The organism is Escherichia sp. AM3 (assembly GCF_032029835.1).
GTDB classification, from domain to species: domain Bacteria; phylum Pseudomonadota; class Gammaproteobacteria; order Enterobacterales; family Enterobacteriaceae; genus Escherichia; species Escherichia coli.
The window spans coordinates 21,307-37,938 of record NZ_JAVUPQ010000018.1 but is presented as its reverse complement, the minus strand read 5'-3'; the positions used below and the strand labels follow the sequence as shown (position 1 = coordinate 37,938).

Below are 16,632 nucleotides of genomic sequence, written 5' to 3'. Positions count from 1 at the left end.
GGCGATTCCTTATTTCAGCGGCGAGTTTTTACGCTCAATGCTGTAACGCTCGAGTTCTTTGTACGGCACCACTTTGCTCTTCTTCTTACGCACATCGACCACGGTCATGCGGTCGGTACAGGAGTAGCAAGGGTCGAGGCTACCGATAATCAGCGGCGCATCGGAAACGGTGTTGCCGCGCAGCATGTAGCGCAGGGTCGGCCAGTTCGCGTAGGTCGCGGCACGGCAGCGCCAGCGGTACAGCTTCTGGTTGTCGCCGGTCATGCTCCAGTGGATATCATCGCCGCGCGGCGCTTCGGCAAAGCCCAGCGCAAAGCGGTGCGGAATGTAGGTAAAGCCTTCCACCATCAGTGGGCCACCCGGCAGGTTATCCAGACCGTAGTCGATCATGTTCAGCGCGGTATAGACTTCGTTGATACGCACTTTCAGACGGGAAATAACGTCGCAGCCCTGCTCGCTGTGGACTTCCATTGGTAGCAGGCCATAGCCGACAAACGGGTGATCGGCGCGGGTATCACGGGCGTGACCGCTGGCACGGACCATCGGGCCGACGTTACTGAAGTCGCGAGCGATTTCCGGGTCCAGACGACCAATGCCGACAGTGCGCTGTTCCATGTTCGGAGTGCTCAGCAGCACATCCACCAGCTCCTGCACTTCACGACGCATCTGTTGTGCCAGCTGGCGGGTCTGGATCATGTCGTCTTTCAGCAGATCGCGACGAATCCCGCCGATCAAGTTCAGGCCGTAGGTTTTACGCGCACCGGTAAGGATCTCTGCCATTTTCATGGAGGTTTCACGCACGCGGAAGAACTGCATAAAGCCGGAGTCGAAGCCGGTAAAGTGACAGGCCAGGCCAAGGTTGAGCAGATGCGAGTGCAAGCGTTCTACCTCCAGCAGAATGGCGCGGATCATCTGCGCACGTTCTGGCACCTGAATACCCATCGCGTTTTCCACCGACGTGGTGTAGGCGGTGCTGTGGGCAAAGCCGCAGATCCCGCACACACGGTCAGAGAGGAAGGTCACTTCGTTATAACCCATACGGGTTTCCGCCAGTTTTTCCATGCCGCGATGGACGTAGAACAGACGGTAGTCGGCGTCGATAATGTTTTCGCCATCGACGAACAGACGGAAGTGGCCCGGTTCATCAGAAGTGACGTGCAGCGGACCAATCGGCACGACGTTGTTTTTCTTGTCGCCCAGTTCGTTGATGAACTCGTAGGTTTCAGCATCGGTGGTCGGTGCCGGACGCTGACGATAATCCATGCTGTCTTTACGCAGCGGATAAAGTTCATCCGGCCAGTCATCCGGCAGCACCAGACGACGTTCATCCGGCAGACCAACCGGAATCAAACCGTACATATCGCGCACTTCACGCTCGCCCCACACCGCCGCCGGAACGCGCGGCGTCACGGACGGATATTCCGGTTTGTTGGCGTCAACTTCGACGCGAACCGTAATCCAACACTTAGTGCCCTTCTCCATCGACAGCACGTAGTAAACGGCGTAATGACCATTCAGTTTGCGTTCGTCGTTACCAAACAGCACCGACAGCCAGCCACCCTGTTTGTAGTAAAGAAACTCCACCACTTCCGGCAGGTAGTTCACCTTTACGGTGACAGTCAGCTGATCTTTGGTCTGCCAGGCGTGGTCCAGCACGACGCCCGGAAATGCCTCATTCAGCGCGGCGAGATAATGTTGACCTAATTTTTCTTCAGACATGCTCAAACTCTCTTTAATCACGCCGCCAGCAAGGAGACGAACGCTAAAAATGCAAAGCCAAACCCAGCCCAGGTAATGCGCGGAGTAATATCAAGACGCAGACGGGCCATGCTGTTTTCGAACAGCGCGATAACCAGGACGCCGACCACCAGTTTTACGATGGCAATCACCAGCGCCAGCAGCAGTCCACCGGCGGTGAAGGTTTCCATTTGTCCCCACGGAATAAACACCCCGACGAACATCTGCAACACCACCAGCTGTTTCAGGCTGATACCCCATTTCATGACGCCAAAGCCGCTGCCGCTGTATTCAGAGAGCGGGCCTTCCTGCAGCTCCTGCTCGGCTTCCGCCAGGTCGAACGGCAGTTTGCCCATTTCGATAAAGGTGGCGAACGCACAGGCACAAAGCGCCAGTACCAGCGGGATGCTCTGGCTCAGCGGCCAGTGATAAACGGTGTCGGTGATGTTGCTGATGTTGGTGGAACCGGCAACCTGTGCGGCAACCCACAGACCAAGCAGCAGCATCGGTTCGACCAGCACGCCAAGCATCGCTTCACGGCTCGCGCCGATAGCGGTAAACGGGCTACCGGTATCCAGACCAGAAATGGCAAAGAAGAAACGCGCGATGGCAAAGAGATACAGTAAGGTGATCAAATCACCCAGTTGCGGCAGCGGAGAACCGACGGTCACCACCGGCAGCGCAGTAGCGATAGTCAGCATGACGCCCACCATCACATACGGCGTCAGGCGGAACACCCAGCCGGAGGCATCCGGGCCGACGCTCTGACGCCCCAGCAGTTTGATAATGTCGCGATACTCCTGCAACACGCCCGGCCCGCGACGGTTATGCAAGCGGGCGCGCGCCACGCGGGTTATACCGGAGAGCAGCGGCGCAACGGCAAATAACACCAGCGCCTGAATTAACGGATATAAAACACTCATTCTCAGGCTCCTCGTGAAACAATAATCACCACCAGTACCGCCAGTTCAACCAGCGCCATCCGGCGGAACAGCAACGCACTCCCCTCGCACTGCCAGCCCGGCACCAGAGACACCGGATTCAGCCATTTGCGTAGTTTCAGCACCGGCGCAAACGCCTGTTTCACCGGCATGGCAAAACCGTGAGCGGTAATCACCATTGATTTTTCGTGGTCGTAACCGCACACCCAGGCCGCACCGCGGGAACGCGATGGCAAACGATCGCCTTTGCAAATCGCCATAATGATGAATGGCAGCAGCGGGCAGGCAATCAGCAGCAACGTGATCATCGGTTGAGAAACGGTGGTGTTAGCAGGCTCCAGCGGCAGAGGTACAGCAGCAGAGAGCATCGGCAGTAGCCACGGCGCAGCAACACCGCCAATTACGCAGCAAATCGCCAGTGCCACTACGCTTACGCTCATCAGGAGCGGCGCACAGGTGGCGTTTTCGGCTTCTTTGGTACGCGGCGCGCCGAGGAACGTGACGCCATAGACTTTCGCCATACACATCACCGCCAGCGCACCGGTAATTGCCAGCCCCACAGCGAGCAGCGGCCCCAGCAGACGGGCAACAAACGCGCCACTATTGCTCAGTTTGAAAAATGATTGATAGATAACCCATTCCCCGGCAAAACCATTCAGCGGCGGCAGCGCAGCCATTGCCATCAGCCCGACTAACATGGCGATGGAGATAACCGGCATTTTCTTGCCAATACCACCGAGTTTTTCGATATCGCGATGACCGGTACGGAACCAGACGCTCCCCGCCCCGAGGAACAGTACGCTTTTGAACAGGCTATGGTTAAGCAGATGGTACAGACCACCGACCAGGCCAAGAGCAATCAGCGCCGGTTGTTCGAGCGCGATACCCGTTACGCCAGCGCCCAGCCCCAGCAGGATGATGCCGATATTTTCCAGGGTGTGGTAAGCCAGCAGGCGCTGGATGTTGTGCTCCATCAGCGCATACAGACCACCGACAAACGCGGTGATCATGCCGAGCACCAGCAGCGCGATCCCCCACCACAGCGGTGCATTACCGCCCAGCAGTGACAGGGTTAAAATGCCCAGCAGGCCAATTTTCATGACTACCGTAGAAAACAACGCGGCAGCTGGCGCAGAGGCGTTCGCATGTGCCTGCGGCACCCAGCCGTGCAGCGGAATAATCCCGGCCAGTAGGCCAAAGCCAATCACTCCGAGCAGCCAGATATCGGAACCGAGCGGCAGCTGTTGCATACGCATATCCAGCAGGCGCAGATCCAGCGTGCCGTAACGCTGCCACAGCAGCCAGCAAGCAATCGCCAGCAGCAGAGTGCCAAGACGCCCCAGCGCAAACCACAGTTTGCCCTCTTTGCTGTTGCTGGTGAGGAACACCGCGCACAGGGCCATGATTTCGGCCATTACCACGAACATGCCGAGGTTGCTGGCAATGACGGCGCAGACGGCGGCAGCCATCAACATATTGATCTGCAAGCCGTTGCACTTCACCTGCGCGTGGCGATGCCAGTCAATGTTGTAGAGGCTGACAAACAGACCGCACAGACCGAGCGTAATCAGCCAAATCGCGTTAAGCGGAGAGATTTGCACATCGTAGCTTACCAGCGACAGCGCACCGCTCACGCCAACCGCGCCAGTCAGTACAGTGAAGCCCGCGGCTGCCGTATACAGACTACCAACCGCGCCGCCAATTCCAGCTATCCAGCCACTTAACGCTTTTTGAAAAGAAAAGAGAAATGCCAGAACAGCGGCGGCGACAAACCACGCCACGCCGCTATTGATCAGGGAAATTGCGCTCATTTAGCCTCTCCACTTTGAGCCTGCTGAAACAAGGTGAGATCGCCAAAGTCCGTGTTAAAGGTCAGCTCACGCTTACGTTTGCTGACGCGGGCGATATCGGTGTTATCCACCAGATGCAGGGCTTTAGTCGGGCACATCCGCACGCAGGCCGGACCTTGTTCATCAAAGCTACAAAGGTCACATTTGACGGCGATCGCGCGAATACCTGGCACCCAGTCAAGCAATGTGCTGACACGCGCCGGAGCAGGCGGTGCCGGTGGCGCTTTCGGGGTATTGGCGTTTGCCGGAATATCCAGCGGACGGCTGCCGGAAAATTCAATTGCGCCAAACGGGCAGGCGATGCCGCACAGCTTGCAGCTTACGCACAGGCTTTCATTCAACTGCACGGCCCCATCAACGCGGGTGATGGCGTTAACCGGGCAGACCACCGCGCAGGGTGCATCTTCACAGTGGTGACAGAGCTGCGGCGCAGATTCTTTTTCATTCAGCATCACTCTCAGGCGCGGCATTGATTGCAGGCCGTGCTGGCGATGCGTCTCTGAACAGGCGGCCTCACAAGTGTGGCAGCCGATACAGAGCGTGGAGTCAGCAATTACAAAACGATTCACCAGGCATTCCTCAGGTGATTGTCATTTTTGACGAAAACATGCCGATGAAATGTCATTTTCGACACTCATCGACACGCCCATCCCCAAACAGGCGTAACGCCTGCAAAACGGGCAAAGCCTCAGCTCATGCTGCCGGGCTTTGTCCCTTTACCAGTTGGCTTAAATTCACCGGCACATTGTTTTCAATAGCGGTGTATAAGCTGTCGTAAACGCCAGCGATTTTTTCGAGATAGTGTTCCAGAACCTGTTCGCGATCGCGGATGTTGACCTTGCCATCAATCATGCCGTCAATGCTCAGTTGCGCCTGCGCAATCCGCTGTTTGTCTTCGCCATCTTTTGTTTCGACGTAATACTCGATGGTGTGGCTGTTAAAGCCATCCGCCAGGGTGACGTAAATGCGAAAATGTTCAAAAAGGACGAAACAGAGTTCTTTGTCCGGCGCGCAGCTCATGGCGTGATGCAGGCGCGCTTTCGATAACGTGATCCCCTGAACCAGCGAATTGCAGTAGATGTGCCACTGGTCCTGTAGGCGACGATGCCGCTGTGCGATGTAATCGGCTTTCTCGCTTATTTCCCAAATAGTCATTGTCAGGTTACCCGTTTAACAGAGATGCCAGCTTTAAGCATTTTTTGTGCCAACTTTTAATTTATTGTTATTAAAGAGATTTTTAAGCTAAAAATGAATTTCGTCGCCGTGTCGACGTGTCATTTCGACATCATCGACATTATTCACCGCAGGGATAATCAACACTGGCACAATTATTGCTTGTAGCTGGCAATAGTTAATGGGAGGCGATATGCACGAAATAACCCTCTGCCAACGGGCACTGGAATTGATCGAACAGCAGGCCGCAAAACACGGCGCAAAACGCGTAACTGGGGTCTGGCTCAAAATTGGCGCATTTTCTTGTGTCGAAACCAGCTCTCTTGCCTTTTGTTTTGATCTGGTTTGCCGCGGCAGCGTGGCGGAAGGTTGTAAACTGCACCTCGAAGAACAAGAGGCCGAATGCTGGTGTGAAACATGCCAACAGTATGTGACGCTACTGACCCAGCGCGTCCGCCGCTGTCCACAGTGTCATGGTGACATGCTGCAGATTGTGGCAGACGACGGTTTACAGATTCGGCGGATAGAAATAGACCAGGAGTGAGCGATGTGTACAACATGCGGTTGCGGTGAAGGCAACCTGTATATCGAGGGTGATGAACATAACCCTCATTCCGCGTTTCGTAGCGCGCCATTTGCCCCGGCGGCACGCCCGAAGATGAAAATCACCGGCATTAAAGCGCCTGAATTTACCCCCAGCCAGACTGAAGAAGGCGACCTGCATTACGGTCATGGCGAAGCGGGCACTCACGCACCGGGCATGAGCCAGCGTCGGATGCTGGAAGTCGAAATTGACGTGCTGGACAAAAATAACCGTCTGGCTGAACGCAACCGCGCGCGCTTTGCTGCCCGCAAGCAACTGGTGCTCAACCTGGTTTCCAGCCCTGGTTCCGGTAAAACCACCCTGCTGACGGAAACCCTAATGCGCCTGAAAGACAGCGTTCCGTGCGCAGTTATTGAAGGCGACCAGCAAACCGTGAACGATGCCGCACGCATTCGCGCTACCGGCACACCAGCGATTCAGGTGAACACCGGTAAAGGCTGCCATCTTGACGCACAGATGATTGCCGACGCCGCACCGCGTCTGCCACTGGACGATAACGGTATTCTGTTTATCGAAAACGTTGGCAACCTCGTATGCCCGGCCAGCTTCGATCTCGGTGAAAAACACAAAGTGGCGGTGCTTTCCGTTACCGAAGGTGAAGACAAACCGCTGAAATATCCGCATATGTTTGCCGCCGCCTCGCTGATGCTGCTCAACAAAGTTGACCTGTTGCCGTATCTCAACTTTGACGTTGAAAAGTGCATCGCCTGCGCCCGCGAAGTCAATCCAGAAATTGAAATCATCCTTATTTCCGCCACCAGCGGCGAAGGGATGGACCAGTGGCTGAACTGGCTGGAGACACAGCGATGTGCATAGGCGTTCCCGGCCAGATCCGCACCATTGACGGCAACCAGGCGAAAGTCGACGTCTGCGGCATTCAGCGCGATGTCGATTTAACGTTAGTCGGCAGCTGCGATGAAAACGGTCAGCCGCGCGTGGGCCAGTGGGTACTGGTACACGTTGGCTTTGCCATGAGCGTAATTAATGAAGCCGAAGCACGCGACACTCTCGACGCCTTACAAAACATGTTTGACGTTGAGCCGGATGTCGGCGCGCTGTTGTATGGCGAGGAAAAATAATGCGTTTTGTTGATGAATATCGCGCGCCGGAACAGGTGATGCAGTTAATTGAGCATCTGCGCGAACGTGCTTCACATCTCTCTTACACCGCCGAACGCCCTCTGCGGATTATGGAAGTGTGTGGCGGTCATACCCACGCTATCTTTAAATTCGGCCTCGACCAGTTACTGCCGGAAAACGTTGAGTTTATCCACGGTCCGGGGTGCCCGGTGTGCGTACTGCCGATGGGTAGAATCGACACCTGCGTGGAGATTGCCAGCCATCCGGAAGTCATCTTCTGTACCTTTGGCGACGCCATGCGCGTGCCGGGGAAACAGGGATCGCTGTTGCAGGCAAAAGCACGCGGTGCCGATGTGCGCATCGTTTACTCGCCGATGGATGCGTTGAAACTGGCGCAGGAGAATCCAACCCGCAAAGTGGTGTTCTTCGGCTTAGGTTTTGAAACCACTATGCCGACCACCGCTATCACTCTGCAACAGGCGAAAGCGCGTGATGTGCAGAATTTTTACTTCTTCTGCCAGCACATTACGCTTATCCCGACGTTGCGCAGTTTGCTGGAACAGCCGGATAACGGTATCGATGCGTTCCTCGCGCCGGGTCACGTCAGTATGGTTATCGGCACCGACGCCTATAATTTTATCGCCAGCGATTTTCATCGTCCGCTGGTGGTTGCTGGATTCGAACCCCTTGATCTACTACAAGGCGTGGTCATGCTGGTGCAGCAGAAAATAGCGGCCCACAGCAAGGTAGAGAATCAGTATCGTCGAGTGGTACCGGATGCCGGTAACCTGCTGGCGCAACAGGCGATTGCCGATGTGTTCTGTGTCAACGGCGACAGCGAATGGCGCGGCTTAGGCGTGATTGAATCTTCTGGCGTGCACCTGACGCCGGATTATCAACGATTCGATGCCGAAGCACATTTCCGCCCGGCACCGCAGCAGGTCTGCGATGACCCGCGCGCGCGTTGTGGTGAGGTATTAACGGGCAAATGTAAGCCGCATCAATGCCCGCTGTTTGGTAACACCTGTAATCCTCAAACCGCGTTTGGTGCGCTGATGGTTTCCTCCGAAGGAGCGTGCGCCGCGTGGTATCAGTATCGTCAGCAGGAGAGTGAAGCGTGAATAATATCCAACTCGCCCACGGTAGCGGCGGCCAGGCGATGCAGCAATTAATCAACAGCCTGTTTATGGAAGCCTTTGCCAACCCGTGGCTGGCAGAGCAGGAAGATCAGGCACGTCTTGATCTGGCGCAGCTGGTAGCGGAAGGCGACCGTCTGGCGTTCTCCACCGACAGTTACGTTATTGACCCGCTGTTCTTCCCTGGCGGTAATATCGGCAAGCTGGCGATTTGCGGCACAGCCAATGACGTTGCGGTCAGTGGCGCTATTCCGCGCTATCTCTCCTGTGGCTTTATCCTCGAAGAAGGATTGCCGATGGAGACACTGAAAGCCGTAGTGACCAGCATGGCAGAAACCGCCCGCGCGGCAGGCATTGCCATCGTTACTGGCGATACTAAAGTGGTGCAGCGCGGCGCGGTAGATAAACTGTTTATCAACACCGCTGGCATGGGCGCAATTCCGGCGAATATTCACTGGGGCGCACAGACGCTAACCGCAGGCGATGTATTGCTGGTGAGCGGTACACTCGGCGACCACGGGGCGACTATCCTTAACCTGCGTGAGCAGCTGGGGCTGGATGGCGAACTGGTCAGCGACTGCGCGGTGCTGACGCCGCTTATTCAGACGCTGCGTGACATTCCCGGCGTGAAAGCGCTGCGTGATGCCACCCGTGGTGGTGTAAACGCGGTGGTTCATGAGTTCGCGGCAGCCTGCGGTTGTGGTATTGAACTTTCAGAAGCGGCACTGCCTGTTAAACCTGCCGTGCGTGGCGTTTGCGAATTGCTGGGACTGGACGCCCTGAACTTTGCCAACGAAGGCAAACTAGTAATAGCTGTTGAACGCAACGCGGCAGAGCAAGTGCTGGCAGCGTTACATTCCCATCCACTGGGGAAAGACGCGGCGCTGATTGGTGAAGTGGTGGAACGTAAAGGTGTTCGTCTTGCCGGTCTGTATGGCGTGAAACGAACCCTCGATTTACCACACGCCGAACCGCTTCCGCGTATATGCTAATAAAATTCTAAATCTCCTATAGTTAGTCAATGACCTTTTGCACCGCTTTGCGGTGCTTTCCTGGAAGAACAAAATGTCATATACACCGATGAGTGATCTCGGACAACAAGGGTTGTTCGACATCACTCGGACACTATTGCAGCAGCCCGATCTGGCCTCGCTGTGTGAGGCTCTTTCGCAACTGGTAAAGCGTTCTGCGCTCGCCGACAACGCGGCTATTGTGTTGTGGCAAGCGCAGACTCAACGTGCGTCTTATTACGCGTCGCGTGAAAAAGACACCCCCATTAAATATGAAGACGAAACTGTTCTGGCACACGGTCCGGTACGCAGCATTTTGTCGCGCCCTGATACGCTGCATTGCAGTTACGAAGAATTTTGTGAAACCTGGCCGCAGCTGGACGCAGGTGGGCTATACCCAAAATTTGGTCACTATTGCCTGATGCCACTGGCGGCGGAAGGGCATATTTTTGGTGGCTGTGAATTTATTCGTTATGACGATCGCCCCTGGAGCGAAAAAGAGTTCAATCGTCTGCAAACATTTACGCAGATCGTTTCTGTCGTCACCGAACAAATCCAGAGCCGCGTCGTTAACAATGTCGACTATGAGTTGTTATGCCGGGAACGCGATAACTTCCGCATCCTGGTCGCCATCACCAACGCGGTGCTTTCCCGCCTGGATATGGACGAACTGGTCAGCGAAGTCGCCAAAGAAATCCATTACTATTTCGACATTGACGATATCAGTATCGTCTTACGCAGCCACCGTAAAAACAAACTCAACATCTACTCCACTCACTATCTTGATAAACAGCATCCCGCCCACGAACAGAGCGAAGTCGATGAAGCCGGAACCCTCACCGAACGCGTGTTCAAAAGTAAAGAGATGCTGCTGATCAATCTCCACGAGCGGGACGATTTAGCCCCCTATGAACGCATGTTGTTCGACACCTGGGGCAACCAGATTCAAACCTTGTGCCTGTTACCGCTGATGTCTGGCGACACCATGCTGGGCGTGTTGAAACTGGCGCAATGCGAAGAGAAAGTGTTTACCACTACCAATCTGAATTTACTGCGCCAGATTGCCGAACGTGTGGCAATCGCTGTCGATAACGCCCTCGCCTATCAGGAAATCCATCGTCTGAAAGAACGGCTGGTTGATGAAAACCTCGCCCTGACCGAGCAGCTCAACAATGTTGATAGTGAATTTGGCGAGATTATTGGCCGCAGCGAAGCCATGTACAGCGTGCTTAAACAAGTTGAAATGGTGGCGCAAAGTGACAGTACCGTGCTGATCCTCGGTGAAACTGGCACGGGTAAAGAGCTGATTGCCCGTGCGATCCATAATCTCAGTGGGCGTAATAATCGCCGCATGGTCAAAATGAACTGCGCGGCGATGCCTGCCGGATTGCTGGAAAGCGATCTGTTTGGTCATGAGCGTGGGGCTTTTACCGGTGCCAGCGCCCAGCGTATCGGTCGTTTTGAACTGGCGGATAAAAGCTCCCTGTTCCTCGACGAAGTGGGCGATATGCCACTGGAGTTACAGCCGAAGTTGCTGCGTGTATTGCAGGAACAGGAGTTTGAACGTCTCGGCAGCAACAAAATCATTCAGACGGACGTGCGTCTAATCGCCGCGACTAACCGCGATCTGAAAAAAATGGTCGCCGACCGTGAGTTCCGTAGCGATCTCTATTACCGCCTGAACGTATTCCCGATTCACCTGCCGCCACTACGCGAGCGTCCGGAAGATATTCCGCTGCTGGCGAAAGCCTTTACCTTCAAAATTGCCCGTCGTCTGGGGCGCAATATCGACAGCATTCCTGCCGAGACGCTGCGCACCTTGAGCAACATGGAGTGGCCGGGTAACGTACGCGAACTGGAAAACGTCATTGAGCGCGCGGTATTGCTAACACGCGGTAACGTGCTGCAGCTGTCATTGCCAGATATTGTTTTACCGGAACCTGAAACGCCGCCTGCCGCAACGGTTGTCGCCCTGGAGGGCGAAGATGAATATCAGTTGATTGTGCGCGTGCTGAAAGAAACCAACGGCGTGGTTGCCGGGCCTAAAGGCGCTGCGCAACGTCTGGGGCTGAAACGCACGACCCTGCTGTCACGGATGAAGCGGCTGGGAATTGATAAATCGGCATTGATTTAACTGCAAATTGCCGGACAGATCTGCCTGTCCGGCATACTATTCATGAGGTTTTTTCGGACGATATTTTTCCGGCAGTTCTGGCACCGGACGCTTGTCATCGATGAGATGACGCACGGTTAAGATCGGATGACGCCACAGCATTCTCGGCCCGGCCCAACGCATAATCTGTTTCATCTCTTCACGCTTTGCAGGCTGGTAACAGTGCACCGGACACTGCTTACAGGCTGGTTTCTCTTCGCCGAACACACATTTATCCAGCCGCTTTTGCGCGTAAACAAACAACGCCTCGTAATGCTCCGGCTCCGCTGACGCCTGCGGGCATTTCGCTTGATAAAGATCGATCATTTTTTTAATCGTCAGTTTTTCACGAGAGATACGCTTGCCGGACATGCTGCCTCCACCTCATTAAGATGTATTTATATTACATCTTAATCTTAAAGGGCACTATGACTCCAAAGAAGAAGGGTTAGCCAACCGATACAATTTTGCGTACTTGCTTCATAAGCATCACGCAAAAGCTGCAAAACAGCATCTTTCCCGGAACCAGCATCAAGAACTCGCCGTTCGCTTCTTCCCCTGAAATGATTAACTCCGGTATCATGTGCGCCTTATGTGATTACAACGAAAATAAAAACCATCACACCCCATTTAATATCAGGGAACCGGACATAACCCCATGAGTGCAATAGAAAATTTCGACGCCCATACGCCCATGATGCAGCAGTATCTCAGGCTGAAAGCCCAGCATCCCGAGATCCTGCTGTTTTACCGGATGGGTGATTTTTATGAACTGTTTTATGACGACGCAAAACGCGCGTCGCAACTGCTGGATATTTCACTGACCAAACGCGGTGCTTCGGCGGGAGAGCCGATCCCGATGGCGGGGATTCCCTACCATGCGGTGGAAAACTATCTCGCCAAACTGGTGAATCAGGGAGAGTCCGTTGCCATCTGCGAACAAATTGGCGATCCGGCGACCAGCAAAGGTCCGGTTGAGCGCAAAGTTGTGCGTATCGTTACGCCAGGCACCATCAGCGATGAAGCCCTGTTGCAGGAGCGTCAGGACAACCTGCTGGCGGCTATCTGGCAGGACAGCAAAGGTTTCGGCTACGCGACGCTGGATATCAGTTCCGGGCGTTTTCGCCTGAGCGAACCGGCTGACCGCGAAACGATGGCGGCAGAACTGCAACGCACTAATCCTGCGGAACTGCTGTATGCAGAAGATTTTGCTGAAATGTCGTTAATTGAAGGCCGTCGCGGCCTGCGCCGTCGCCCGCTGTGGGAGTTTGAAATCGACACCGCGCGCCAGCAGTTGAATCTGCAATTTGGGACCCGCGATCTGGTCGGTTTTGGCGTCGAGAACGCGCCGCGCGGACTTTGTGCTGCCGGTTGTCTGTTGCAGTATGCGAAAGATACCCAACGTACGACTCTGCCGCATATTCGTTCCATCACCATGGAACGTGAGCAGGACAGCATCATTATGGATGCCGCGACGCGTCGTAATCTGGAAATCACCCAGAACCTGGCGGGTGGTGCGGAAAATACGCTGGCTTCTGTGCTCGACTGCACCGTCACGCCGATGGGCAGCCGTATGCTGAAACGCTGGCTGCATATGCCAGTGCGCGATACCCGCGTGTTGCTTGAGCGCCAGCAAACTATTGGCGCATTGCAGGATTTCACCGCCGGGCTACAGCCGGTACTGCGTCAGGTCGGCGACCTGGAACGTATTCTGGCACGTCTGGCTTTACGAACTGCTCGCCCACGCGATCTGGCCCGTATGCGCCACGCTTTCCAGCAACTGCCGGAGCTGCGTGCGCAGTTAGAAACTGTCGATAGTGCACCGGTACAGGCGCTACGTGAGAAGATGGGCGAGTTTGCCGAGCTGCGCGATCTGCTGGAGCGAGCAATCATCGACACACCGCCGGTGCTGGTACGCGACGGTGGTGTTATCGCATCGGGCTATAACGAAGAGCTGGATGAGTGGCGCGCGCTGGCTGACGGCGCGACCGATTATCTGGAGCGTCTGGAAGTCCGCGAGCGTGAACGTACCGGCCTGGACACGCTGAAAGTTGGCTTTAATGCGGTGCACGGCTACTACATTCAAATCAGCCGTGGGCAAAGCCATCTGGCACCCATCAACTACATGCGTCGCCAGACGCTGAAAAACGCCGAGCGCTACATCATTCCAGAGCTAAAAGAGTACGAAGATAAAGTTCTCACCTCAAAAGGCAAAGCACTGGCACTGGAAAAACAGCTTTATGAAGAGCTGTTCGACCTGCTGTTGCCGCATCTGGAAGCGTTGCAACAGAGCGCGAGCGCGCTGGCGGAACTCGACGTGCTGGTTAACCTGGCGGAACGGGCCTATACCCTGAACTACACCTGCCCGACCTTCATTGATAAACCGGGCATTCGCATTACCGAAGGTCGCCATCCGGTAGTTGAACAAGTACTGAATGAGCCATTTATCGCTAACCCGCTGAATCTGTCGCCGCAGCGCCGTATGTTGATCATCACCGGTCCGAACATGGGCGGTAAAAGTACCTATATGCGCCAGACCGCGTTGATTGCGCTGATGGCCTATATCGGCAGCTACGTACCGGCGCAAAAAGTCGAGATTGGCCCGATTGACCGTATCTTTACCCGCGTAGGCGCGGCAGATGACCTGGCTTCCGGGCGCTCAACCTTTATGGTGGAGATGACTGAAACCGCCAATATTTTACATAACGCCACCGAGTACAGTCTGGTGCTGATGGATGAGATTGGGCGCGGAACTTCCACTTACGATGGTCTGTCGCTGGCGTGGGCGTGCGCGGAAAATCTGGCGAATAAGATTAAAGCGTTGACGCTGTTTGCCACCCACTATTTCGAGCTGACACAGTTACCGGAGAAAATGGAAGGCGTCGCCAACGTGCATCTCGATGCACTGGAGCACGGCGACACCATTGCCTTTATGCACAGCGTGCAGGATGGCGCGGCGAGCAAAAGCTACGGCCTGGCGGTTGCAGCTCTGGCAGGCGTGCCAAAAGAGGTGATTAAGCGCGCACGGCAAAAACTGCGTGAGCTGGAAAGCATTTCGCCGAACGCCGCCGCTACGCAAGTGGATGGTACGCAAATGTCTTTGCTGTCAGTACCGGAAGAAACCTCGCCAGCGGTCGAAGCTCTGGAAAACCTGGACCCGGATTCACTGACTCCGCGTCAGGCGCTGGAATGGATTTATCGCTTGAAGAGCCTGGTGTAATAACAATTCCCGATAGTCTTTTGCTATCGGGAATATTAACGACAACTGACGAATAAAATAAAAACACCCTGTATAATAGGAAAGCTTATTTTACAGGGTAAAACCATGCCATCTACACGCTATCAAAAAATTAATGCCCATCACTATCGCCATATATGGGTCGTTGGTGATATTCATGGTGAATATCAATTATTACAATCCCGCTTACATCAACTCTCTTTTTGCCCTGAAACCGACTTACTTATTTCGGTAGGCGATAACATCGATCGTGGGCCGGAGAGTCTTAACGTGCTGCGCCTGCTAAACCAGCCCTGGTTTACGCCGGTTAAAGGCAACCACGAAGCAATGGCGCTGGATGCGTTCGCGACCGGCGATGGAAATATGTGGCTTGCCAGCGGTGGTGACTGGTTTTTCGATTTAAATGATTCAGAGCAACAAGAGGCAATAGATCTGTTGCTGAAATTCCATCACCTTCCACATATTATTGAAATCATTAATGACAACATAAAATATGTCATCGCACATGCAGATTATCCGGGTGATGAATATCAGTTTGGTAAAGAAATAGTAGAAAGCGAATTACTCTGGCCTGTTGATCGTGTGCAGAAATCGCTTAATGGCGAGTTACAACAAATAAACGGCGCTGATTATTTTATATTTGGACATATGATGTTTGATAACATTCAGACGTTCGCTAACCAGATTTATATTGATACCGGCACGCCGAAAAGCGGGCGGCTGTCATTTTATAAAATAAAGTAGTCTCATGCTTCTTCTGTGAAGCATGAGTAACCAAATGTTATTGCAGGCCATTATTCATTTTTCGCTACCAGCAAAGAGAGATCCTGCTTCGCCAGCGCGCGACTGGCACTCTCCGGCAAACCGTCGTCTGTGATAATCTGATCAAACTCGCTTAATGGTAACGCCAGCCATGTCGCCACCTGACCATATTTCGTCGCATCACAGACCAAAACTCGCTGGCGGCTGGCACTGGCAATCGCCCGTTTCACCGTGACTTTATCTTCCGCTGGCGTAGAAATCCCCCGCACACTCCATGACGATGCAGAAATAAAAGCCTGATCAATCATCAGGCTGCGCAGCATGGTCGCAGCGGCTTCCCCGACACAGGAACGGTTTTCCCGACACACTGCACCGCCAGTGTGAATAATTGTGCAATTACTGTTGTCGAGCAAGTAGTCTGCAATAACGAAATCGTTTGTGACCACAGTCAGTGACTCCATGTGAATCAGATGCTGTGCTATCGCTAACGTGGTCGTTCCCGCATCCAGATAGATACAACTTCCCGGCTGAACAAGACTTGCCGCCAGCTTGCCAATAGCCGCTTTTTGCGTCATTGCCAGCGCAGTTTTTACCTGATGAGAAGGTTCATGCGCCACGCGTCCCGGAGACTGGACGCCTCCGGACACCAGCACAACGGCTCCCTGCTGCTCCAGTTTTTGTAAATCCCGACGAATGGTCATATGTGACACATTCATTCTGTCCGTTAGTTCAGCAATACTGACAATGCCTTTTTCAGCTACCATCTCAAGGATGATTTGGCGACGCTCTACGGGTATCAACTTTTGCTCCTTCCTTTGTCCTGCTGACATTCTACGCTATTTGCCTGCGAAACGTGCGCGGCGCAACTAACGCTTAGTTCACATAAAATAACACACAATGTTAATTTATGTGAATCAGCTCACCATATCGTTATCTTCCAGCGCTTATAT

16 protein-coding genes are annotated in these 16,632 nt (G+C 54.1%); 8 read left to right on the top strand and 8 right to left on the bottom strand.

Going from position 1 to position 16,632, the window contains the following annotated elements:
* Window positions 1-9: 9 nt before the first annotated feature.
* From hycE to hycA, 5 genes are all read right to left on the bottom strand, one after another.
* On the bottom strand, window positions 10-1,719 hold the full coding sequence (hycE, locus tag RTW80_RS09845; RefSeq protein ID WP_001288122.1) for a formate hydrogenlyase subunit HycE: 1,710 nt from the start codon (window positions 1,717-1,719) through the stop codon (window positions 10-12).
* A gap of 17 nt (window positions 1,720-1,736) precedes the next feature.
* Window positions 1,737-2,660 (bottom strand): formate hydrogenlyase subunit HycD, encoded by a 924-nt coding sequence (gene hycD, locus RTW80_RS09840; RefSeq protein WP_000115224.1) that lies wholly within the window; start codon window positions 2,658-2,660, stop codon window positions 1,737-1,739.
* A gap of 2 nt (window positions 2,661-2,662) precedes the next feature.
* On the bottom strand, window positions 2,663-4,489 hold the full coding sequence (hycC, locus tag RTW80_RS09835; RefSeq protein ID WP_001274388.1) for a formate hydrogenlyase subunit 3: 1,827 nt from the start codon (window positions 4,487-4,489) through the stop codon (window positions 2,663-2,665).
* The gene (gene hycB / locus RTW80_RS09830; RefSeq protein WP_001079186.1) at window positions 4,486-5,097 is read right to left on the bottom strand and encodes a formate hydrogenlyase subunit HycB; all 612 of its coding nucleotides are present in this window, start codon (window positions 5,095-5,097) and stop codon (window positions 4,486-4,488) included. The genes hycC and hycB overlap by 4 nt, the downstream gene beginning before the upstream one ends.
* 124 nt (window positions 5,098-5,221) lie before the next feature.
* Window positions 5,222-5,683 (bottom strand): formate hydrogenlyase regulator HycA, encoded by a 462-nt coding sequence (gene hycA, locus RTW80_RS09825; protein ID WP_000158056.1) that lies wholly within the window; start codon window positions 5,681-5,683, stop codon window positions 5,222-5,224.
* 211 nt (window positions 5,684-5,894) lie between these two features.
* Here hycA and hypA point away from each other — a divergent pair, with 211 nt between their 5' ends.
* The 6 genes from hypA (at window position 5,895) to flhA (ending at window position 11,664) form a co-directional block, all read left to right on the top strand.
* Window positions 5,895-6,245, top strand: coding sequence for a hydrogenase maturation nickel metallochaperone HypA (gene hypA, locus RTW80_RS09820; protein WP_001299100.1), 351 nt, complete (start codon window positions 5,895-5,897; stop codon window positions 6,243-6,245).
* Between the two features lie 3 nt (window positions 6,246-6,248).
* Window positions 6,249-7,121, top strand: a complete 873-nt coding sequence (hypB, locus tag RTW80_RS09815; RefSeq protein ID WP_000337665.1) for a hydrogenase nickel incorporation protein HypB — start codon at window positions 6,249-6,251, stop codon at window positions 7,119-7,121.
* Window positions 7,112-7,384, top strand: coding sequence for a hydrogenase 3 maturation protein HypC (gene hypC, locus RTW80_RS09810; RefSeq protein WP_000334881.1), 273 nt, complete (start codon window positions 7,112-7,114; stop codon window positions 7,382-7,384). The genes hypB and hypC overlap by 10 nt, the downstream gene beginning before the upstream one ends.
* On the top strand, window positions 7,384-8,505 hold the full coding sequence (gene hypD / locus RTW80_RS09805; protein WP_001212985.1) for a hydrogenase formation protein HypD: 1,122 nt from the start codon (window positions 7,384-7,386) through the stop codon (window positions 8,503-8,505). Before hypC ends, hypD begins: the two co-directional genes overlap by 1 nt.
* On the top strand, window positions 8,502-9,512 hold the full coding sequence (gene hypE, locus RTW80_RS09800) for a hydrogenase maturation carbamoyl dehydratase HypE (RefSeq protein WP_001059922.1): 1,011 nt from the start codon (window positions 8,502-8,504) through the stop codon (window positions 9,510-9,512). Before hypD ends, hypE begins: the two co-directional genes overlap by 4 nt.
* Window positions 9,513-9,585: 73 nt before the next feature.
* Window positions 9,586-11,664: a formate hydrogenlyase transcriptional activator FlhA gene (flhA, locus tag RTW80_RS09795; protein ID WP_001301332.1), complete on the top strand. Its 2,079-nt coding sequence runs from the start codon at window positions 9,586-9,588 to the stop codon at window positions 11,662-11,664.
* Window positions 11,665-11,700: 36 nt separating this feature from the next.
* Here the strand turns inward: flhA and RTW80_RS09790 are convergent, their stop codons facing one another.
* Window positions 11,701-12,054 carry a nitrous oxide-stimulated promoter family protein gene (locus RTW80_RS09790; RefSeq protein ID WP_000015497.1) on the bottom strand — a complete coding sequence of 118 codons (354 nt, stop codon included), beginning with the start codon at window positions 12,052-12,054 and terminating at the stop codon, window positions 11,701-11,703.
* 76 nt (window positions 12,055-12,130) lie between these two features.
* Entirely contained in the window at window positions 12,131-12,265 is a 135-nt protein-coding gene (locus tag RTW80_RS09785) for a hypothetical protein (protein ID WP_000611932.1), read from the bottom strand.
* Between the two features lie 75 nt (window positions 12,266-12,340).
* Here RTW80_RS09785 and mutS point away from each other — a divergent pair, with 75 nt between their 5' ends.
* Both mutS and pphB read left to right on the top strand, forming a co-directional pair.
* Entirely contained in the window at window positions 12,341-14,902 is a 2,562-nt protein-coding gene (mutS, locus tag RTW80_RS09780) for a DNA mismatch repair protein MutS (RefSeq protein ID WP_001272928.1), read from the top strand.
* A 105-nt stretch (window positions 14,903-15,007) separates the two neighbouring features.
* Window positions 15,008-15,664, top strand: coding sequence for a protein-serine/threonine phosphatase (gene pphB / locus RTW80_RS09775; RefSeq protein WP_001141320.1), 657 nt, complete (start codon window positions 15,008-15,010; stop codon window positions 15,662-15,664).
* A 50-nt stretch (window positions 15,665-15,714) separates the two neighbouring features.
* On the opposite strand, the gene ygbI is transcribed toward pphB, so the two are convergent.
* A complete protein-coding gene (gene ygbI / locus RTW80_RS09770; RefSeq protein WP_001295181.1) occupies window positions 15,715-16,482 on the bottom strand; it encodes a DNA-binding transcriptional repressor YgbI in 768 nt (255 codons plus the stop codon).
* Between the last annotated feature and the right edge of the window lie 150 nt (window positions 16,483-16,632).